The 20,238-nt window shown below is 72.4% G+C and carries 15 protein-coding genes; 3 read left to right on the forward strand and 12 right to left on the reverse strand.

The window, feature by feature from the left end; translation table 11 throughout:
• The 11 genes from IE321_RS03165 to IE321_RS03215 all read right to left on the reverse strand — a co-directional run bounded on the left by IE321_RS03165 (nucleotide 1) and on the right by IE321_RS03215 (nucleotide 13,324).
• Nucleotides 1–2,025 (reverse strand): outer membrane protein assembly factor BamB family protein, encoded by a 2,025-nt coding sequence (locus tag IE321_RS03165; RefSeq protein WP_190221648.1) that lies wholly within the window; start codon nucleotides 2,023–2,025, stop codon nucleotides 1–3.
• Nucleotides 2,026–2,147: 122 nt separating this feature from the next.
• Nucleotides 2,148–3,161, reverse strand: coding sequence for a hydroxyacid dehydrogenase (locus tag IE321_RS03170; protein WP_190221649.1), 1,014 nt, complete (start codon nucleotides 3,159–3,161; stop codon nucleotides 2,148–2,150).
• 24 nt (nucleotides 3,162–3,185) lie between these two features.
• Nucleotides 3,186–4,040, reverse strand: coding sequence for a carbohydrate ABC transporter permease (locus tag IE321_RS03175; protein ID WP_226653043.1), 855 nt, complete (start codon nucleotides 4,038–4,040; stop codon nucleotides 3,186–3,188).
• Between the two features lie 92 nt (nucleotides 4,041–4,132).
• On the reverse strand, nucleotides 4,133–5,029 hold the full coding sequence (locus IE321_RS03180; RefSeq protein ID WP_190221651.1) for a carbohydrate ABC transporter permease: 897 nt from the start codon (nucleotides 5,027–5,029) through the stop codon (nucleotides 4,133–4,135).
• A gap of 96 nt (nucleotides 5,030–5,125) precedes the next feature.
• Nucleotides 5,126–6,430, reverse strand: a complete 1,305-nt coding sequence (locus IE321_RS03185; protein ID WP_190221652.1) for an ABC transporter substrate-binding protein — start codon at nucleotides 6,428–6,430, stop codon at nucleotides 5,126–5,128.
• A 134-nt stretch (nucleotides 6,431–6,564) separates the two neighbouring features.
• The gene (locus tag IE321_RS03190; RefSeq protein ID WP_190221653.1) at nucleotides 6,565–7,656 is read right to left on the reverse strand and encodes a substrate-binding domain-containing protein; all 1,092 of its coding nucleotides are present in this window, start codon (nucleotides 7,654–7,656) and stop codon (nucleotides 6,565–6,567) included.
• Nucleotides 7,657–7,790: 134 nt separating this feature from the next.
• Nucleotides 7,791–8,819: an ABC transporter permease gene (locus IE321_RS03195; protein WP_190221654.1), complete on the reverse strand. Its 1,029-nt coding sequence runs from the start codon at nucleotides 8,817–8,819 to the stop codon at nucleotides 7,791–7,793.
• On the reverse strand, nucleotides 8,816–10,420 hold the full coding sequence (locus IE321_RS03200) for a sugar ABC transporter ATP-binding protein (protein WP_190221655.1): 1,605 nt from the start codon (nucleotides 10,418–10,420) through the stop codon (nucleotides 8,816–8,818). The genes IE321_RS03195 and IE321_RS03200 overlap by 4 nt, the downstream gene beginning before the upstream one ends.
• Nucleotides 10,421–10,565: 145 nt before the next feature.
• A complete protein-coding gene (locus IE321_RS03205) occupies nucleotides 10,566–11,618 on the reverse strand; it encodes a substrate-binding domain-containing protein (protein WP_190221656.1) in 1,053 nt (350 codons plus the stop codon).
• Nucleotides 11,619–11,977: 359 nt separating this feature from the next.
• Entirely contained in the window at nucleotides 11,978–12,484 is a 507-nt protein-coding gene (locus IE321_RS03210) for an ATP-binding protein (protein ID WP_190221657.1), read from the reverse strand.
• Between the two features lie 66 nt (nucleotides 12,485–12,550).
• Complete coding sequence (locus IE321_RS03215) at nucleotides 12,551–13,324, reverse strand: DUF3471 domain-containing protein (RefSeq protein ID WP_308439700.1); 774 nt, start codon at nucleotides 13,322–13,324, stop codon at nucleotides 12,551–12,553.
• Nucleotides 13,325–13,360: 36 nt separating this feature from the next.
• Here IE321_RS03215 and IE321_RS03220 point away from each other — a divergent pair, with 36 nt between their 5' ends.
• The gene (locus IE321_RS03220) at nucleotides 13,361–14,749 is read left to right on the forward strand and encodes a cytochrome P450 (RefSeq protein WP_226653041.1); all 1,389 of its coding nucleotides are present in this window, start codon (nucleotides 13,361–13,363) and stop codon (nucleotides 14,747–14,749) included.
• A 102-nt stretch (nucleotides 14,750–14,851) separates the two neighbouring features.
• Here IE321_RS03220 and IE321_RS03225 read toward each other — a convergent pair whose 3' ends face one another.
• Complete coding sequence (locus tag IE321_RS03225; protein ID WP_226653040.1) at nucleotides 14,852–15,937, reverse strand: PP2C family protein-serine/threonine phosphatase; 1,086 nt, start codon at nucleotides 15,935–15,937, stop codon at nucleotides 14,852–14,854.
• Between the two features lie 168 nt (nucleotides 15,938–16,105).
• Between IE321_RS03225 and IE321_RS03230 the strand changes: the two genes are divergently transcribed.
• Both IE321_RS03230 and IE321_RS03235 read left to right on the forward strand, forming a co-directional pair.
• On the forward strand, nucleotides 16,106–16,681 hold the full coding sequence (locus IE321_RS03230) for an antibiotic biosynthesis monooxygenase (RefSeq protein WP_229916291.1): 576 nt from the start codon (nucleotides 16,106–16,108) through the stop codon (nucleotides 16,679–16,681).
• 313 nt (nucleotides 16,682–16,994) lie between these two features.
• Nucleotides 16,995–20,213: a hypothetical protein gene (locus IE321_RS03235; protein ID WP_229916293.1), complete on the forward strand. Its 3,219-nt coding sequence runs from the start codon at nucleotides 16,995–16,997 to the stop codon at nucleotides 20,211–20,213.
• Nucleotides 20,214–20,238: the final 25 nt, after the last annotated feature.

The raw sequence follows: 20,238 nt of genomic DNA on the forward strand, positions 1-20,238 counted from the left end.
TCAGATCACCGGCCTGTCTTCGACGCGGACGAGGTTGCGGCCGCGCATGGTGTACAGCCGGCCGCGGTGGTCGGCGTTGACGTGCGGGCCGCTGTACCAGGCGCCGTTGATCTCGGCGACCACGGTGCTGAGGGCGAAGGTCCTGGGATGGAAGCGGAAGAGGGTGGTGTCGGAGACGCCGTAGACGACGCCCCGGCTGGTGACCATGGCCGCGAAGCCGGGGCAGACGGCGCGGTGGTCGGCGGTGTGGACGACCCGGCGGATCGTGAGGTCGACGACGAAGAAGCCGCCCTTCCTCGTGAGTCCGTACAGGTGGCGTCCGCGCACCGCCAGCGCGGCGGTCCCGGTGGTCAGCGAGCCGGGGAGGTCGAGGCGCCACAGTTCGCGCCCTGCGACCGGGTCGAAGGCGACGATCGTGCCGCGCGGCCCCTGGGCGGTGGGGTTGTCGCCGCCGAGGTACGCGACGCCGTCCCGGGTGGCGACGGCGCGCACCAGCTGGGTGCCGTCGACCGGGTTGATGTGGGCGGCCTTCTCGCCGGTCTTCGTGGAGTACGTCCACAGGGAGCCGCCGCCCTCGGTGTCCGACTGGACGCCGACCAGCAGGAGGGCGTTGACGGGGTCGTGACAGACGTCGAGCGGCCGGTTCTGTTCGGCGGGGAAGTCCGCGAGCTGGTGGGGCTGTCCGCCCTTCAGGGGGTCGTAGGTCCACATGCCCTGCGAGCTGTACTGCCCGGTGTACAGGACCCCGTCCAGCACCTCGGCGTCCTTCGCCTCGCCGGGCGCCCGGAGGTTGACCACCTCGCCGGTGCGCAGGTCGTGGCGGGCTATGCCGTTGTTGCCGCCGACGTAGGCGTACCGGTGGTCGGCGGCGATGCCCATCGCGGTCTGCGCGATGACGGGCGCGCCCGCCTCCCCGAGATCGGTGACGACGGCCCGGCCGGTGGCCGGGTCGAGTTCTCCGACGAAGCCGTATCCCGAGACGACGGTCAGTCTGCCGCCGACGGCGTCGAGGCCCCAGATCTCGCCGAGGTCGCCGTCGAACGCGACGGGGCTGATGACCTCGGTGGCCGACGAGTAGGAGTGCAGCCCCGTGTCGGTGGCGAAGTAGACGGTGTCGGCGTTCGCCGTCAGGTTCTTGACGACCTTGCCGGTGGTCGGCGTCAGGCTGTACGAGGAGAGGTCGGCGAGGTCCATCACGGCCAGCTTGGCGGGCTCGGTCGATCCCGAGGTGCTGACGACCAGGCGGTCTCCGACGACGAGAAGGTCGCGCAGGCTGGGGTCCTTCTCCATCTCCGGCGGCGTGACGTTGCGGAATGTGCCCGCCGCCCGGTCGTAGGCGAACAGCGACGCCTTGCTCGCCCCGTCCCCGCCCCCCAGGGTGCTGCCGGCTCCGAAGAAGACGGTGGTGTCCGTCGCGGCGACGGCCCTGGCCAGGGTGGCCTTCGGGTCGGGGACGCCGAGCTCGGTCACCTTGCCGGTGCCGGGGTCGTACCTCCACAGCGCGGGCGCCTTGCCGGGGATCCCGCCCACCGCGTAGACGGTGCCGTCCGGGGCGACGGCGAGGTCGCGGATGTCGCGGTCCTCGGTCCGGCCGACGCCCACGGCGGGCTTGTCCGGGGTGGTCAGGTCCCAGCGGAAGAGGTTCGGCTTCCCCTCGTCACCCTTCTGCAGGATGCCCGCGTACAGGTACCTGCCGGTGGGGTCGGCGGCGAGCGCCTGGATCGAGTGGCCCACGCCGAGGACGGTCTGCGCCACCACCTTGCGGGTGGGCAGGTGGAAGGCGAGCACGCGGGTCGGTTCGAGGTTGCGGGAGCCGATGTAGACGGTGTCGCCGACCTGGAGCGCGCTCATCAGCGCGAACTGCTCGATGCCGGGGCCGAGATCGGTGACGCGGGTGCAGGGCCCGGCGGCCGTGGCCCTGGCCTGCGCCGGTGCGGTGAGCAGCGGGCCCGCGGCTGCCGCGAGCCCGAGGGCGCCGCCTGCCATGAGCAGCCGGCGTCTGGCCATGGACGAAGTGTGCTGCATGGGGGAACTCCTTTGTTCGTCGTGCGGGGACACGGGGCGGGAGGAGTGGTTGCCGTGGCGGGGGCACGGCTGGTGCCGGCCGGTTCCCGGGCCGTGGGGGCGGCCGGGACCGGCCGGAGTCGTCAGGCCGACGTCGCGAGTGCGGCGTGGTGGACGGCGTGCGCGAACGGTTCGCCGGCGCAGTAGCGCTCGATCTCGTCGAGGGCGCTGCTGGTGATCCGGTGCAGCTCGCCGCCGAGCGAGCCGGCGATGTGCGGGGTGAGGAGGACGTTGGGGAGGGTGTAGAGCGGGGAGGCGGCGGGGAGCACCTCCGGTTCGGTGACGTCGATGACGGCGTGGATGCGGCCGGTCGCCGCTTCGGCGGTGAGGGCGTCGGTGTCGACGAGGGAGCCGCGGGCCGTGTTGATCAGCGTGGCGCCGTCCCGCATCAGGCCCAGTCGGCGGGCGTCCATCAGGTGACGGGTCTCGGGCAGTTCGGGCGCGTGCAGGGAGACGACGTCCGAGGCCTCGACCAGTTCGTCCGGCTCCACCAGCCGGACGCCCATCGCCGCCGCCCGCAGGGTGCTGACGTACGGGTCGGCGAGAAGGACGTCGAGGTCGTACGGCCGCAGCAGTTCGATCACCTTGCGGCCGACGAGCGACGCCCCGACCACGCCCACGGTCCGGCGGTAGTTCCCGAAGCCGGGGAAGCGGCGGGACCAGTCGAGCGGCGCGCGGTGCTCGCGGTAGAGGCCGCCGATCTCCAGGACGCGCTTGTTGGCGAAGAGGATCGCGGCGACGGTGTACTCGGCGACGGGGACGGCGTTGGCCGCGGGGGCGGAGGAGACCAGGACGCCCCGGTCCCAGCAGGCCTGCGTGACGTGGTGCTTGACGCTGCCCGCCGCGTGGACGATCGCCTTCAGCGCCGGTGCCCGCGCCAGGACCTCCTCGTCGAGGACGGGGCAGCCCCAGGACGTGATCAGGATCTCCACGTCCGCCAGGGCCGGTTCGTCGGTGAGGTCCTCCGCGACGTGGTCCGGGTCGATGTCGACACAGGCCGTCAGGCGCTGGATCTCGGCGGGCGGGAACATCGCGTCCCGGTGGCGGCGGCCCATGGCGAACAGGGCGCGGGGGCGAGTGGTCGGGGTCGGGTGCATGGGTGGATTCCTCATGGTCGCGGCCTACTTGACGGCGCCGGCGGTCATGCCGGACTTCCAGAACCGCTGGAGCATCAGGAAGATGGCGATGAGCGGGGCCACGGCCACGAGCGAGCCGACGACGGCCAGCAGGTAGTCCTCCGGGTGGCCTTGCGTGAGCGCGGACGAGTACCAGACGTACAGGCCCAGGTTGACCGGGTAGAGGTCCTGGTCGGAGAGCATCACCAGGGGCAGGAAGAAGCTGTTCCAGATCTGGGTGAACTGGAAGAGGAAGATGGTGACGAAACCGGGCGCGATCATCGGGAAGGCGATGCGGCAGAAGGTCCGGAACTCGCCGGCCCCGTCCATCCGCGCCGCCTCCAGGACCTCGTCCGGCACGTAGGAGGCACTGAAGACCCGGGCCAGGTAGACGCCGAACGGGAAGACCAGGCCGGGGATGAACACGCCCCAGAACGTGTTCACGAGGCCGACTTTCGCGGCGAGCAGGTACAGCGGGATCGCCATCGCCGTGCCGGGCACCATCACGCCCAGCAGCACCAGCGAGAACAGCCGCTCCTTGCCGGGAAAGGCGAGCTTGTCGAAGGCGTAGCCGGCGGCGACGCCGAACACCGACGCCAGGAGCGCCCCCACACCCGCGTACAGCACCGTGTTGAGCAGCCAGCGCAGGTAGACGCCGTCGTCGGCCGTGAACAGGTGGCCGAGGTTCTCGGTGAGGTGGATCTCGTCGCCGAGCGCGAAGCCGTTCGTGCCGAACAGGTCCTCGCGGCTCTTGGTGGAGGACAGCAGCAGCCAGGTCAGCGGCAGCAGCGTGTAGAGCGTGGCGAGGCCCAGCATCGCCGTGACCCCGGCCTTGGACAGCAGGACGGACGGTGACTTCATGGCGCCTTTGCGTCGACGTGCCGCCGGCCGGCGGCCGGGCGGTGGCGGTGTCACGGGGGCGGGGGCCGGAGCGTCGAGGGTGGAGGTCTCGGTCACGACTGGCTCCCGCGGCGTGAGATACGGGTGACGACGAACGACAGCACGGCGGCGAACAGGGCGATCAGGAGCGAAGCCGCAGCGGCCAGGCCGAAGTCGTTGTTCTGGAAGGCGGCCGTCTGGACGTACATGTTCGGGGTGAAGCTGCTGCCGATCGCGCTGGAGGCGTTGTAGATGACCTTCGGCTCGGTGAAGAGCTGGATCGAGCCGATGACGGTGAACAGGACGGCGAGGGCCACCGCCGGGTAGATCATCGGGACCTTGATGGACAGCGCCGTCCGTACGGCTCCGGCGCCGTCGACCTTCGCCGCGTCCAGGGTCTCGCGGGGCACCGCCTGGAGGGCGGCGTAGAAGATGACCATGTTGTAGCCCGTCCACTCCCAGACCGCGATGTTGGCCGCGGAGAACACGGCGTTGTCGACCGACAGGAAGTTGATGTCGAGGCCGCCGGACGCCAGGAGGTCGATCACCGGGCTCAGGCCGGGGGTGTAGAGGTAGACCCAGATCAGCGCGGCGATCAGTCCCGGCACGGCGTGGGGCAGGAACAGCGCGAGCTGGAAGAAGTTCCGGGCCTTGGCCAGACCCGAGTCGAGCAGCAGGGCCAGGACCAGCGCGCCGCCGATCATGAGGGGGATGTAGACCGCGCAGTACACGGCGATGACGAGGAAACCGTCGCGGAAGGCCTCGTCGGACAGGGCGCGGACGTAGTTGCCGAGCCCGGTGAAGACGTTCTCGGTGCCGCCGAACCCGAGGCCGGAGGTGCGGGTGGTGAAGAGGCTCAGCCAGGCCGCGTACAGCAGCGGGGCGAGGGTGACGGCCGCGAAGAGGCCGAAGAACGGGGTGAGGAGCAGTACGGCGGTCCGGCGCTGTCCTCGGGCGGATGGGCTTGCCATACCGGCCTTCCTTGGGTGGGGCGGGGTGGGGCGACTGCGGGAAGGAGCCGGGGGCCGGGGCGCGGAGCCGGGTACGGCCTTCCGGGCTGTGGGCTCCTACGGGGCGGTGACCTTCAGGCCGCGCTGCTCCATCTGCTCGATCGTGGCCCGCTCCGCGGTGGTGAGGACGCCGGGCAGGCTCACCGTGCCGTCGGCGACCTTCGGCAGCTGGTCCACGAGGGCGGTGTTGGTGGCGCCCATGACCGGGCCCCACGTCCAGCCGGGCCGGATGGCGTCGTAGGACCGCGCCATGAGGGTGTAGATGTCCTGGCCTCCGTAGTAGTCCGTCTTGAAGGCCGCCTTCGTGACCGGGACCAGCTTCGGATCGGCGGGGAACATGCTGCTGGTGCCGGACGACACCCACGCCTTCATGCCCTCGGGGTCGGTGGTGATCCACTTGATGAACTCGGCCGCGGCCCCGCTGTTGTCCGCCCCCTTCGGGACCACGAAGGACGAGCCGCCGTACATGCCCGAGGCGGGCTTGCCGTCCCAGGTGGGCACGGGGGCCACCGCCCACTTGCCCTTCTGGTCGGGGACGGTCGCCTGGTGCGCCCCCGCGCACCAGCTGGCACAGACGTAGGCGACGGTCCGGTCCTTCTGGACGCTGGTCCAGAAGGGGTCCAGCTGGCTCAGCGAGCGGACGAGGTCCTTGCGGGCGAGGTCGCCCCAGTAGGCGGCGACCTTCTTCGACGGGCCGTCGTCGACGGTGACCTTCCAGGAGTCCTTCTCGGTCGCGAACCACTGACCGCCGGCCTGCCAGGAGAGCGCCTCCAGCACTCCCGGATTGTCGGTGTACAGGACGCCGCCGCGGGCGGCGGGGTCGGCCTTCTTCACCTGCTCGGCCATGTTCCGGTACCCGTCCCACGTGGTGGGGACGTCGATCTTGTGCCGGGTGAAGAAGTCCTTGCGGTACATCATCATCAGGGGCGCCGCGTCACGCGGGACGCCCCAGGTCCTGCCACCGAGGTCGACGAGCTGCCGCGCCGCCTCCGGGAACTTCTCCTTCACGACCGGGCCGAGCGTGCCGCTCAGGTCCTCGACCTTCCCCTGCGCGGCGAACTCCGGCAGGTGCGGGTACTCGACCACCGCGACGTCCGGCACGGTGCCGGCCTTCACGGCGTTGGTGAGCTTGGAGTAGTACTCCTGGCCCGACGGCACCGTCTCGAAGGTGACCTTGATGTCCGGGTGGCTCCGGTTGAAGGCCTCGGCCACCTTGTCGGACCCCTTGAGGAAGGACCAGAAGGTGACCTCCCCGGTCTTCTTCCCCGGGGAGGCCGCCTGGTCCGTTCCTCCGCAGGCGGTGGCGAGCAGGGCGAGGGCGGTGGCGGAGCCGGCCAGGGCGGCCGTGGTTCTGCGAAGCATGAGGTACACCGATCGTTCGCGGGGGCGTTGACCGGAATCATTCGTCAGTACGCATGCATCGTCAATGCCTTTCGCTTCACTTGATGTGAAACGAAAGAAAACGAAAGCGTTCGACGTGGCTCCGCCGTCCCGCCCTACCCCCGCCGACGGGGCCCGGAGGAAGCTCCGCAGGAGTCCCGCACCCGCAGCTCCGGGCGGAGCAGCAGCTCGGCCAGGGGCGCGGCGGGTTCCGCGATCCGCCGCCGCATCAGGTCGACCGCCCACGCCCCCACCGCCCGCTTCGGCGGCGCCACGGCCGTGAGCGGCACATCGCCCAGCTCGGCGACCTCGTCGTCGTACGTCACGATGGCCAGGTCCTCGGGAACCCGCAGGCCACGGGCCTGGAGGAAGCCGATCAGGGCGACGGCGTCGAGATCGTTGTGGACGAGCGCGGCCCGGACCCCGCCCGCCTCGACCACCTCCACGAACTCCTCGAACCACTCGGCCGGAGCCGCCCCGTCGGCCGGGTCGATGGCGTACTCAGGGCCCTCCGGCAGCCGCAGGGCCCGGCAGGCGGCCGCGTAACCCTCGCGGATCAGGGGCGTGTTGGGGCTCTCCGCCCGGGCGACCAGCGCGATCCGCCCGTGCCCCAGCCCGGCGAGGTGCCGGACCGCCAGGCCCGCGCCGTGGGCGTGGTCGGACGCGACCTGTTCCAGCCGTCCGGCCTGCCCACCGACCCTGCGGTCCACGAGGACGACCGGTATGTCGAGGCCGGCCAGCCACTCCTCGGCCACGTCCGCGGGCTCCAGTCCGGCCCTCGGCATCAGCAGCAGGCCGTCGACGCCCGCCGCGATCAGCCGCCGCACCTGCTCCTGGTTGTCCGTCAGCGTCTCGCCGGAGACGGCGAGGACGACCCGCACCCCGTGCGCGCGCGCCGCGTCCTGCACCCCCCGGATGATCTCGGGGTAGTAGTAGCCCCCCGGCGGCACGATCAGCCCCAGGACGTCCCCCTGCCCCGCCGCCGGCCGTGCGGCGGCCGGGCCCGCCACGTCGGCCGCCCGCGCGGCGCCGGGCGACATGGCCCCGCCGTGCACCCGCACGACCAGGCCCCGCCCCGCCAGGTCCCGGACGTCCTGGCGCACGGTGACGGCGGAGACCCCCATCTCCTCCGCCACGTCCGTCACCTTGACCGACCCCCGGCGCTCGATCAGCCGCAGCAGGACCTCACGCCGCTCTTCAGCCAGCACGTCACGTGCCCCCTCTCTCCTCGCAAGCGAAGCCAATCGCTTTCACTCGACAAACGAAAGGTACCAACCGAGCCGCGGGGAAAGCCCTCACGTCCTGCCGTGCGCCGGCCGAGGTGGACCGAGACGGCGTCCGGTCAGTGCGGAAGCCCGACGGCGCGTTCGCCGGTGCGGCGCTGCTGGATGACGACGGCTGCCACGAGCAGGGCGCCCTGGGCGACGTTCTGCCAGAAGGTGTTGATGCCCTCGACGGTCAGGCCGTTCTCCAGGGCTCCCAGCAGGGCCACGGCGAGGAGGGTGCCGCCGACGCCTCCCTTGCCGCCCTTGAGGGCGCAGCCGCCGAGCGCGGCGGCGGTGATGGCCTTGAGTTCCAGGCCCTCGCTGCCGGAGACGGGCTGGCCGGAGCCGGTGCGGGCGGTGAGCAGGACGCCGGCGATCGCGGCGACCACGCCGATGAGGGCGTAGACGGCGACGAGGTACTTGTTGATGTCGATGCCGGCGAGGCGGGCGGCGGTGTCGTTGCCGCCGATGGCGTAGAGGTTGCGGCCGATGTCGGTGTACTTGAGCATCACGTGCACGGCGATCGCGACGACGATGAGGATCCAGATCATCACGGGCAGGCCGGCGATCTTGCCGCGGCCGAGGAAGACGAAGACCGGGTCGTTGAGGACGTAGCCCTGCGCCCGGCCGTCGGAGACCAGCTGGGAGACGCCCTTGTAGGCGGCGAGCCCGGCGAGGGTGGCGATGGTGGGGTTGACCCGTCCGTAGACGATCGCCACGCCGTTCACGATGCCGACGAGGACTCCGACGGCGACGGCGGCGCCCATGCCGAGGTACGGGTTGGAGCCGGTTCCGGTGAAGGCCATCGCGCTGACCACGGAGGCCAGGCCCGCCTGCGAGCCCACGGAGATGTCGAGGCCGCCGCAGATGATGACGACGGTCTGGACGATGGCGAGGAGGCCGGTGATCGTCACGGCTTCGCCGATGACCTGGACGTTGGACCAGCTCAGGTAGTTCTCGTTGAGGACGCCGAACAGCCCGAGGACCACGACGAGCGCACCGACGAGGCTGAGGTTCTGGCCGCCGAGGGCGGCCAGCGGCGAACGCCCGCGGGCAGGCGCCGGGGCCTTGTCGGTCTCGGCCGGTGAGGTGGTGGCGGTGGTCATCGGGGGCCTCCATGGGCGGAGTCGGTACGGGGCCGGGCGACGGCCGGGGCGGGGGCGGCTGCCAGGGGGGCGAGGTCGTCGGCCATGGCGAGGTGGAGGATCGACTCCTCGGTCGCCTCGGCGCGGTCGAGTTCGCCGGTGACGCGACCGTTCTGCATCACCACGACGCGGTCGGCCAGTCCGAGCACCTCGGGGAGTTCGGAGGAGATGACGAGAAGGGCGACCCCGTCGCGCGCGAGGTCGGCGATGATCCGGTAGATCTCCGCCTTCGCCCCGATGTCGATGCCGCGGGTGGGCTCGTCGAGGATCAGGACCTTCGGCCGCCGCAGCAGCCAGCGGGCGAGGACGACCTTCTGCTGGTTGCCGCCGGACAGCTTGCGCACCTCGTGCTCGATGGACGGGGTGCGCACCCTGAGCCGGTCGGAGAACTCCTGGGCGACGGCCTTCTCCCGGCCGCCGCGGACGAAGCGCAGCCGGCGCAGCCGCTCCAGGCTGACCAGGGAGGTGTTGTCGCGGATGGAGCGCTGCAGGAAGAGGGCCTGCGCCTTGCGCTCCTCCGGGGCCAGGCCGATGCCGGCCCGGATGGCGTCCTTCGGGCTGCGCAGCCGCAGGGGCCTGCCGTTCAGGGTGATCCGCCCGGAGCGCAGGGGGCGGTCGCCGGCGAGCGCGAGTCCGAGTTCCGATCGCCCGGCGCCCATCAGCCCGGCGAGGGCGACGACCTCTCCGGCGCGGATCCGGAGGCTGATGTCGGTGACGTCGTCGGTGGTGACGCCGTCCAGTTCCAGGACGACGTCGTCCCGGGCGACGTCCTGCCGTACGAACAGCGAGGAGAGGTCGCGGCCGACCATCATCCGCACGACGTCGCTCTCGGTGGTCCGCGCGGCGTCGAGGACGCCGGCGGAGACCCCGTCGCGGAGCACGGCGATCCGGTCGGCGAGCCGGAAGATCTCCTTCATGCGGTGGGACACGTAGATGATCGCGATGCCCTGGGTGCGCAGTCGGTCGATCAGGGTGAACAGGGCCTCGGCCTCGTTCTCCGCGAGCGAGGAGGTCGGCTCGTCGAAGGCGATGACCTTGGCCTCGCCGGTGAGGGCGCGCAGGATCTCCACCAACTGCCGCTGCGCCGGCGTCAGTTCGGAGCCGAGCTGATCGGGGTCGATGACCCTGTCGAAGCCGAGCCGGGCCAGGTCGGCGGTGATCCTGTGGCGCAGTCCGGCACGGTCGAGGCGTCGGCCGGCCTTGCGGGGCAGGGATCCGGCGTAGACGTTCTCCGCCACGGAGACGTGCGGGATGATCTCCGGTTCCTGCGGGATGATGCGGATTCCGGCCCTGCGCGCGTCCTGGGGCGCGGCGAACGAGACCGGTGCGCCGTCGAGGAGGACGCGTCCTTCGGTGGGCCGGTGGTCGCCGGTGAGGATCTTCAGCAGGGTGGACTTGCCCGCGCCGTTCTCGCCCATGAGGGCGGTGACCTGCCCGGGAGGGAAGGTCAGGGTGACGCCGCCCAGGGCCTGTACGGCCCCGAAGCGCTTGGTGATGTTCTCGACGGCGACGCCGGCACCTGGGGTCGCCGGCGAGGGGGGTCGGGTGCCGGGTGTGGTCATGGTGGCCTCACGGGCTGGAGGGACGGGGACGGACCGACGGGGCGCCGGGCAGCGGGGGAGGCCGGTGCGGCGGGGCGCCGGGCAGCGGGGGAGGCCGGTGCGGCGGGCGGGGCGGGCCGCCGCACCGGCGTCGAGGGGCCGCGGCTCAGCCGCAGGTGACTCCGGCGGACTTCCAGGTGGAGGCGTCGACCATGGTGGTCGGGGCGAAGGCCTCCTTGGGGAAGTCCTTGCCGTTCTTGAGCTTGTCGTACATCGTCTGCACGGCCAGGGCGCCGACGTCCTCGCCGTTGATGAAGAGCGCGGCCTTCATGCCGGACGGCTTGTCCGTGCTCCAGTTCTTGCAGGCCAGGTAGGCGCCGAGGCCCACGCCGATGACGTCGTCGGCCTTGAAGCCGGCGTTCTCCAGCGCGGTCACCCCGCCCTGGACGTTCTCGTCGTTGCAGCCCCAGACCACCCAGTGCTTGACGTCCGGGTTCGCGGTGATCGTGGCCGCGATCTTGTCCTGGGCGCCGGTGGGGCTGTTGTCCGTGGGGACGTCGATGTTCCGCACCTCGGCGCCGGAGCCGGCGGCGAAGGCGTCCTTGGACGCCTTGACGCGGTCGGTGCAGACGGTGACGTCCTGCTTCCAGGCGGAGAGGGTGCGGGTCTCCTCGGGCTTCCAGCCGGCCTTCTTGAACTCCGCGGCGGCGCGCTTGCCGACCTCGCCGCCCATCTGGGCACCGCTGAAGCCGATGCGGGGCACCAGGGCGTCCGCGGGACAGGAGGACGGGTCCGGGCCGGTCGTGCAGATCTGGTCGTCGGAGGTGAGCAGGGCGACCTTGGCATCCTTGGCGAGCTGGGCGACCTGGGGGCCGACCGCCGGGTCGGGGACGACGACGATCAGGCCGTCGCTCTTCTGCGAGATCGCCGACTGGGCCTCGCTGACGGTCTTGTTGGCGTCGGTGCCGAGGTTGACGACCTTGAGGTCGATGCCGAGTTCGGCCGCCTTGGCCTTGGCGCCGGCCGCCTCCCCCACGAAGTACTCCTGGTCGCCCTGCTTCTGGAGGTACGTCAGGGAGATCCTGCCGTCGACCTTGGCGACGTCCGCGTCCCCCGAGCCCGCCGCCTGCTGCCCACTGGAGCAGGCGGTCAGCGCGAGGACGGAGGCCAGGCCCAGGACGGCCGCCGTCATCGGCCGCCGGTGGTGTTCAGTGAACATGTCATTCCCCTTGCTCGGACATGCCGCACACGGCCGACCGGTGAGGCACAGAATCAGGTGGACTTGCGGAGGGTCGCGGCGAAGGAGGGAACGGGGGTTCCGAACCCGACCGACGACGGTGCGAGAGCGGACGACCGGGCGCTCCGAGGGTCGAAGTCACCATAGTCATTCGTTAACCAACGCGATGCACCACAGAGAATCGCTGTTTCCATCAAAAGTCAACATCCTTCCTCGCAGGTCAGGGATCGATACATCGCCGTTACCGGTGCTCTGCAAGGGACTTGACGCAACAAACGCCGACCAGGGGTGCGACCGGGCATCGCACCCCTGAATGTTGAAATTTGTTGGACTTGCGCCGGCTACACCACGACCGCGGCAACGCTCGCCGTATCGACCGGAAGGCCCGGGAGGGCGTCGGCGCCTGCTTCCGGTACGAGGACGCACGCCTTGACGCACCGTCCGCCGGGGTGGTGTTCGACGCGCACCCACTGCGCCAGGTACGCGACGATCTCTATGCCGCGGCCTCGTTCACACGGATCGCAGTCACGTCCGGGCCTCCGGCGCGGGGCGCGACCCGAGTCCCGCACGACCACGACGAGGCGACCCGACCCCTCCGCGAACGAGAGGTGGAGGGAGAGTTCCCCGCCCCCGTACTGGACGGCGTTCGCCGCGAGCTCGGCCACGACGAGTTCGGCGGTTTCGCACGCCTCCTCGTCCAGCCGCCACGCGCGCAGCACGGCGACCGTGAAGTGACGCACCCGCGGGACGTGCTCCGCCTCGGTCGGCACGGCCAGCAGTGCGACGCGCGCATCGCGGCTCCGGGCAGCGGGTGCGGAGGGGTGAGGTGCACTGGCGCTCAGGTACATGGCTACCTCTGGGGGGAGCAGAGGGGCAGGGGTCGGTCGATACGCGCCGACGGGCTTCTTCGGCGGCTACGACCGGGCGGGCGCTCCTGAGAGACGGAGGTGCACCACCCCTGCGGGATGTTTACGCAAACAGTACTCCTGTCCCCGGATAACACAACAGCTTCGGACGCATCGCTTCACGCGGCCGTACCGGCAGGACCCGACGGCCCTGCCTCGCCGGTGCCGGCCCCTCCTCGTGAAGGTGCCGAGGCCCACGTGTCGAGGTTCTCGACGCGGACCTTGTCGGCCTGACCGCCTGAGCCCACGGTGAAGGTCACGCCCGACAGGCCTACGGCCGTCTCGCCGGTGGTGCGGTGGTGTGGTGGTGCGGTGGAAGAAGGGGTCGCCGTCGTAGTGGCTCAGCGTGAACCGCTGCCCGTCGGGCCCGAGCCGCATGGTGAGTTCGCTCCCCTGGGCGCTCACCGTCATCGGACCGTAGGGGTCGTTGGCGTACGTGCCGGTGGAGGCGTCGTTCGCCCTCGCGGGGAGGGGGGCGGCGGCTCGTGGCGCAAGTGCTCCAGAATGTACGAGCGGTCGTAGCCCACGTCCTCCAGCAAGTCCCCGGCGTGGTCGGGCAGTCCGCTGCGGTGCGTGAAACCGGGCCCAGTGCGCCCGTGGCGCGCAGGCGTCGGGGGCACACACCGTCGTTTCGGGAGATGCCACCCGTGCAAGCCCCTCCCCCGGTGCCCGTCCTGCCTGGACAGGCCGTTCAGGCGATCCGGCACCCGCCGCCACCGGGGTCGGGGCCGGGGCCGACCCCGGCACGGCGGCGGCCGTACGTGATCCCCCGCACACGCCCACCGGTACGCACCCCCGCGCGTGCTAGCGTCCGCCCCCGTGACTTCCGCCCCTGACGTGGCCCTCTCCCCCGCCGGTACGGTCGGCACCTGCCCCTACGACCACGCGGGCCGGGACGACGCGCTCGGGCCACTGGGGCTCCTCGACCTGTTCGGCGAGGACTTCGTCCGCGACCCGTACCCCCGCCTGGACCGGCTGCGGGCCGACGCTCCGGTCCACCACGACCCCGCCACCGGACTGTGGCTGGTCAGCCGGTACGAGGACATCCGCCGGGTGCTGCTCGATCCGGCCGCGTTCCGCCCGGACAACGCCCAGCACGCGATCACGCCGCTCGGCGTCCCGGCGCTGCGGATCCTGGCCCGGGCCGGCTTCCGGCTGGGCCCGGCGCTCGCCAACAACGCGACCGAGAGCCACCCGGGACTGCGCCGGGTCGTCACGCGCTTCTTCAACGCCCGGCGGGTGGCTGCCTCGGTCCCGGTGATCGAGCGGGTGGCCGGCGAGCTGCTCGGGACGGTACGGGCGGAACTGGACGCCACCGGACGCGGCGACCTCTTCCCCGCCTTCGCGCACCTGCTGCCGTGCCGGGTCATGATGGAACTCCTCGGCGTCGAGGGCCTCGACGCCGGCACGCTGGTGCGCTGGAGCGACGCCTCGCTGGAGCTCTTCTGGGGGCGGCCGTCCCCGGAACGGCAGCGCGAACTGGCCGTGCTGGTCGCGGAGTTCCACACCTGGCTGACGGCCCTCGTCGGCGATCGGACCGCACCGGCCGACAGCTTCGTCGGCGCGCTGAACCGCCACCGGCTGCCCGACGGGACACCGGTCGATCCGCGGACCGTGGTCAGCGCCTGCTTCTTCGTCTTCGTCGCCGGGCAGTCCACGACCGGCCAGCTCATCTCCACCGTCCTGCACCGCGCCCTCGCCGAACCGGGACTGTGGCCGCGGACCGGCCACGAGGAGGGCCTGGCCGGTGCGTGGGTCGACGAGGTGCTGCGGCGGGAGCCGCCCGTCACCTCGTGGCGCCGCGTGACCGCACACCCGGTGGAGCTGGGCGGCGTCGCCCTCCCCGCCGGCGCCGAACTGCTGCTGATGCTGATGGGCAGCGGTTCCGACCCGGAGGTCTTCGACGATCCCGGCCGGATGCTGCCCGACCGGGCGAACGGACGCCTCCACCTCGCCTTCGGCGTCGGACGGCACCGCTGCCCCGGCGCCTCCCTCGCCCGTACGGAGGCGGCCGTGGCACTCCGCGCGGCCGCCCGGCACCTGCCCGCCCTGCGGCTCGCGCCCGAAGCGGACCGCGCTCCCGTCCTCGGGCTGCTGTCCTTCCGCGCCCCGCTCCGGGTCCCGGTGGTGGAACCCGTACCGGCGGACGGCCCGGACGCCCCGGACGGCCCGCGCTCTCCCTCCGACGGGCTCGCACCGCCGGGCTGATCCGACGGCACGCCGGGCCCGGAACCCGAGCCGGCCCGGTCGCCACGACCACCGCCATCGCCACGGACGTCCGGTCGCCCGCGCCCCGTCACCGGCGCTCCGTCACCCGCGCTCCGTCTCCGTGCCGCCGGCGCGCCGCACCGCGACGAGCGCCGCGTCGTCGCCGAGATGGCCGCCCGCGTACGCCTGGAGGTCGGCCCGCAGCCGGTCCAGCAGGTACCGCGGGTCGTCCCCGGCGTCCGCCCAGGCGGTGAGCCGTTCCGTCAGGGGGTAGAAGGCGCGGGAAGCGTCCCGGGCCTCGGTCACCCCGTCCGTGTGGAGGAGCAGGACGTCCCCCTCGCCGAAGGGGAAGGTCTCGACCGTCACGTCCGCCGCGAGGACGTCCGCGAGCCCCAGCGGAGGACACGTACCGGCCCCTTCGAGGGGGATGACGCGTCCCCCGCTCAGGAGCAGGGGCGGCGGGTGGCCGCAGTTCACGAGGCGCAGCACCGGTTCGCGGTCGGGGACGTCGAGCACGAGGGCGGTGACGAACGCCTCGTCCGCCCCGTCGGGCACGCCGTCGGCACCGGGCCGCGCCGCCCCGTGCCGCTCCGCCGGGCCGACCCCCGCCTCCAGCTGGGCCACCAGCTCCGGCAGCCCCGGCTCGCGGCGGGCCGTGACCCGGAAGGCGCCCAGGACCAGCGACGCCTCGCTGATCGCGTCGAGCCCCTTGCCCCGGGCGTCGCCGATGATCAGCCGGGTCCCCGATCCCGTACGGGCGGCGGCGTACAGGTCCCCGCCCATCTGCGCCTCCTCCTCGGCCGCGAGGTACACCGAGGCGATCCGCAGCGGTCCGGCCCGCTCGGGCAGGGGCGGCAGGACGACGCTCTGCGCGGCGTGCGCGATGGAGCGCAGGCGCGCCATCCGGCTCTCGTCGCGTTCCCGCAGGTGGGCGAAGAGGGTCGCGATGACCGAGATCAGGACGAGGGCGACGATCTGGTACGCGTGGTTGAGGTCCGTGACGCTCGTCCGCGCCAACGACACCACCGTCTGCGCGAGGACCGCGACGGCCCCCACGAAGGCCGTCATCCGGGCTCCCGCGAAGGAGGCCGTCACGGCGGGCGCGGCGATCAGGAACGGCCCGAGGTGCACCTCGGGCGGGACCAGGAGGTCCACCACCGTGACCGCCGCGATCAGCCCGAACGGCACGGCGAGGAGGAACCGCCGCCCGCCGCGCCGCGACGGGCGGGAGACACGGTCTCGCCGATGGGGGCACACGTAAAAGGCATACCTCAGGCGCCGGGGCCTGTCCTGTCGCGGCCGGGCGGAGGCGGGCGCGTACAGTACGGCTGGGCGCGGTGAGATCACGAGGAGTCTGTGTTGACCGCCGTCAGCCTTGAGCACGCCACCGTCCCGGCCGACACCGGCGAGGTGACCCTGCTGATAGCCCGCCGGGTGGAGCCCGGTCACGAAGCCTCGTTCCAGCGCTGGGCGCAGGGCATCCTCGACACAGCCGCGACCTTCCCCGGCCACCTCGGCTACGGCCTGTTCCGCTCCTCCGGCGGCGACGCCCCCTGGTTCCTCGTGCACCGCTTCCGGGACGCGGAAGCCTGCCGGACCTGGCAGGAGTCCCCCGAGCGCGCGGCCTGGTTCGCCGACTGCGAGGGGCACCACCACACCGAGATCGCCCGGCGGAAGCTGACCGGCATGGAGACGTGGTTCGCCGAGCCGGGCTCCACCCGGCCCGCGCCGCCCCGCTGGAAGATGGCCGTGAGCGCGACCGTCGCGATCTACCCGATCTCCGTCCTCGGCGGCCTCTTCCTCACCCCCCGCCTCACCGGCGTCCCCCTTCTCCTCGGCAGCGCGGTCACCGCCTGCGTCTTCAACATCCTCATGACGTACGTCTCGATGCCGGCCGTCAGCCGCCTCCTGCGCAGGTGGCTGACCCCGTGACCCACCGGGCGGGGTGAGCGTCGCACTCGCCGGGCGATGACGCGGAGGCATCCCGTACGCACCCGACCGGAGCGCCCCCTCAGACGCGGAGGCATCCCGTACGCCCCCGGCCGGAGCGCCCCTCACGGGCGCCGTGCCATACGCATGAACCTCCTTCCGGTTTCGAGCGTGTCGCGCGCGGGGGGCCTCGTCCTCTGCGCACGTCGTGAGCATGAGCAATCCGGTGGCGGCAGCCGTACAGGGGGCGGGGCGGGCCTGGCGGTGGGGCTGGAGATGGTGGGTACCGACCCTCGCGGCGGGGTCCCTCCTGGTGATGAGCGAGATCTCGCAGCTGCTGGGAACCCTCTCGACAGGTGGCCACTTCTCCTACGACATGGGTGCCCTCACCGGCCCGCCCGGTCTTCTCCCGGTCGATCCCGGCGAGCGGATCGACGCGATCAGGGCGTGGACCGCCTGGGCCGGACAGGCGTCCCCGGACGCGTCGAGCGGCGAGGCACATCTGGCCGGGTGGCTCGCCCTCCACCTCGCCCTCGACTTCGTCTTCTTCGCTCCCGCCCTCGCCTTCGGCCTGTACAAGCTCCTGCACCGCGTCCTGGGCCTGCGGAAGGAGCAGGGCACGTCCAGGGCCGTTCCGTGCCCGGACGGTCTCGTCAAGGTCCTGGTGCTGCTGTACCTCCTCGCCGACCTGGCCGAGACGGCCACGACCGGCGGGCTCGTCCACGCGGGTCTGAGCGGTGGGGGCGGACTGAGTGCCTGGGCGTGGGCCGTCACGGTGCTGTCCTGGTTCAAGTGGCTCGCCCTCGGGGCCGCGGTCTTCCTGGCGGTGGCGGTCCTCGTGGTCGACGTCCTGCCGGTCCGTCTGACGCGGTGGTTCATCCGGTGGCAGTGCGGCTTCTCCGCCTCCACCCGGTCCTGGACGCGGCACCGGGTCCAGCTCGTCGCCGTGGCCTGTCTGGCGGCGCTGGTGGTGCTGCCCGGCGGCGGGCCGCTGGAGCAGTTCCCCGACATCCAGCGGGCCTGGGTCCACCAGGGGGAGGACCCGTTCCGGGCCGGTGACGTCGTCGGGCCGGTGATCACCCTGCTCGGGCTGAGCCTCGCCCTGTGGGTCGCCGGGCGGTGGGCGCTCCTCGACGGTGAGCCGGGCGAGCGCCGCAGGGCTCACGGAATCGCCGTTCCCCTGGCGGTGTTCGGCGCCACGCTGCTCGTCGTCTGCTGCTTCTGGCCGGTCTTCTCCGCGCAGCACTGGAACCAGAAGTTCGGAGCCCTGGCGATTCCCCTGATCGCGCTGGTGACGGCCCTCGCCGGTCTGTTCGTGCGCGGGCCCGGGCCCGCGCCCGGCGTCGTGCGGCCACCGACCTGGAACCGCGGCCGCGTCGAGGGCATCGGACGCGCGCTCACGATCATGCCGCTGCTGATCGCCTCGCTCGGTCTGGTCCGCTCCTTCGCCCGCCCCGTCCTCCTCGGCTCGCTCGTCGAAGGCGCCGGTGTCTCCACCGGCGGCCTGCGGTTCTGCTTCTGGGCCGGAGTCGTCCTCTCCCTGGTCGTCCCGCCCGCCCTCCACGCCTTCCTCTGGTGGTGGGACCGAATCCTCTTCGGAGCGGCCGACGGGACCCCGACCTCGGGTGCGACGAGCCGCCGCGAGCTGGTGCCGATGATCACCGGCGGGGTGCTCCTCGCCGTGACCGCCTTCTTCGGCGTCCTCACCGCGGTGGACCCCCTGGGCTGGGGCTCCCGGCTGCGTACCCTCGGTGTCCTCTCCCTCTTCCTCACCACGGTCGTCCTCCTGTGCGCGGCCTTCGTCCGCCGCGCGGAGACCCGGATGCCGTACCGGGCGTTCCGCGCCCTGCGCTTTCGTTCCACCCCGATCTGGCTGCCGGTCCTCGCCGTCCTGGTCACCCAGTCGATGCTCGACACCACGGGCGTCTACCACGCGGTACGCCTCAAGGCCCCGGGCGCCCCGGCGCCCACGTCTCCCCCGTCCTTCTCCTCCCGAGCCGAGTTCGCGGACTGGTACGAAGACGCCGCGAAGTGCCGGGACGGGCTGCCCGAAGAGACCACGGGCAACGCGCTCCCCATGCTCTTCGTGGCGGCGGCCGGCGGCGGCATCCGGGCCGCGTACTGGACCAGCTCCGGAATGGACCGGCTCACCGAGGCGTCCCCCTGCACCACGCCCTCGGTCTTCGGGCTCAGCGGCGTGTCCGGCGGCAGCCTCGGCTTCTCCGCGTACGCCCTCTCCGGTCGCGCGCCCGGCGCGGGCGGTGACACGCCCCAGGACCCCGCCCCCGGGGCGGCGGCCCCCGGCGCACGATCCGGCCCCGCCGTCGAGGCCGACCCCACCGCGCCCGCGCGGAGCCGGGAGATCGTCCGCCGGCTCGCCGACGAGGACGCCCTCGCCGCGAACGTCGCCGCTCTGCTCTACCGGGACGGCACCCGCGCGTTCCACGGCATGAACCGCATGCTCGACCAGGTGGTCGGCGACCGCGCCTCGGTCTTCGAGCGCGCCTGGGAACGTTCCTGGCCAGGAGCGGACAACGCCTGGGAGAAGGACTACTTCACCGTCACCGGACACCCGCCGCACGGACGGGACCGGGCGGCCGCATCCGGTCCGGTCCTCATCCTGAACGGCACGGACGTGCGCTCGGGATGCCGGATCGCGGTCTCCGCGCACCGGACGGCCGGCGGGGCGACCGGTGACGGAGGTCTCCGCTGCCGGAAGGCGGTGGTCTCCCGCCCGGCCTCCGACCCCCAGTTCACCACCGCGACCATCGACGCCCTCGGGTACACCGACCCGGCGGACTGCCGCACCGACGACGCCGGGCTCCGCGTGTCCACCGCCGCCCACCTCTCGGCACGTTTCGCGTACGTCTCGCCCAGCGGCACGATGTACCGGTGCGTCCCCCGCGGGAACGGCGCCGGAGGCGACGCCGAGCGAGTGGCCGAGTCCGTCTCGTCCATCGACGGCGGCAATCTGGAGGGCAGCGGCATCGCCGCGCTCCTGGAGCTCTGGAGCGCCGTCGAACCCGCCGTCGCGGACCACAACCGGCGGGTCGGCACGGCCGAGGGCGCCGGCACGCGGTACGTCGTCCCGCTCCTGGTGTTCCTCGACAACCACTACTCCGTCGAGACGCCCGAGCCCGCGCTCGTCCCCGCGGACGAACTGCTCGCCCCCCTCACCGGTCTGAAGGCCGCCGAGGTCGCCGCGCGTTCGACCACCCTCCAGCAGGCCGCCCTCATGCGGTTCTCCGGACCGCTGCCCGGCCTCGGCCCGGACACGAAGGTCTCGGCCGGCCGTACGAGGCCCGTGGACGTCCGGAGCTTCCTCGTCGCCCCCCGCTCCCAGCCCCAGGTGACGGCACCGCTGGGCTGGGTCCTCTCCGACCTGACCATCGCCTCGATGGACGACCAGATGAACGCGCTCGCCGCCGCACCGGACCCGAGCCTCCCGCACCCGGCACCCGGCGGCACCTCGCTGACCGCCGGCGACCTCGCCACGGCCCGACGCCTGCTGACGGGCCCCCTCGACGTCTCGTGACCCTGCCTCGTCGCCACGGACCCGT

Source organism: Streptomyces hydrogenans, from assembly GCF_014656075.1.
Lineage (GTDB): Bacteria > Actinomycetota > Actinomycetes > Streptomycetales > Streptomycetaceae > Streptomyces > Streptomyces hydrogenans.

What these genes read in the sequence shown, in the direction of transcription:
- IE321_RS03180 (WP_190221651.1), bottom strand. Translation starts at nt 5,029, where the DNA reads ATGGCAAGCCCATCCGCCCGAGGACAGCGCCGGACCGCCGTACTGCTC.
- IE321_RS03175 (WP_226653043.1), bottom strand. Translation starts at nt 4,040, where the DNA reads ATGAAGTCACCGTCCGTCCTGCTGTCCAAGGCCGGGGTCACGGCGATG.
- IE321_RS03200 (WP_190221655.1), bottom strand. Translation starts at nt 10,420, where the DNA reads ATGACCACACCCGGCACCCGACCCCCCTCGCCGGCGACCCCAGGTGCC.
- IE321_RS03205 (WP_190221656.1), bottom strand. Translation starts at nt 11,618, where the DNA reads ATGTTCACTGAACACCACCGGCGGCCGATGACGGCGGCCGTCCTGGGC.
- IE321_RS03210 (WP_190221657.1), bottom strand. Translation starts at nt 12,484, where the DNA reads ATGTACCTGAGCGCCAGTGCACCTCACCCCTCCGCACCCGCTGCCCGG.
- IE321_RS03170 (WP_190221649.1), bottom strand. Translation starts at nt 3,161, where the DNA reads ATGCACCCGACCCCGACCACTCGCCCCCGCGCCCTGTTCGCCATGGGC.
- IE321_RS03195 (WP_190221654.1), bottom strand. Translation starts at nt 8,819, where the DNA reads ATGACCACCGCCACCACCTCACCGGCCGAGACCGACAAGGCCCCGGCG.
- IE321_RS03165 (WP_190221648.1), bottom strand. Translation starts at nt 2,025, where the DNA reads ATGCAGCACACTTCGTCCATGGCCAGACGCCGGCTGCTCATGGCAGGC.
- IE321_RS03235 (WP_229916293.1), top strand. Translation starts at nt 16,995, where the DNA reads ATGAGCGAGATCTCGCAGCTGCTGGGAACCCTCTCGACAGGTGGCCAC.
- IE321_RS03185 (WP_190221652.1), bottom strand. Translation starts at nt 6,430, where the DNA reads ATGCTTCGCAGAACCACGGCCGCCCTGGCCGGCTCCGCCACCGCCCTC.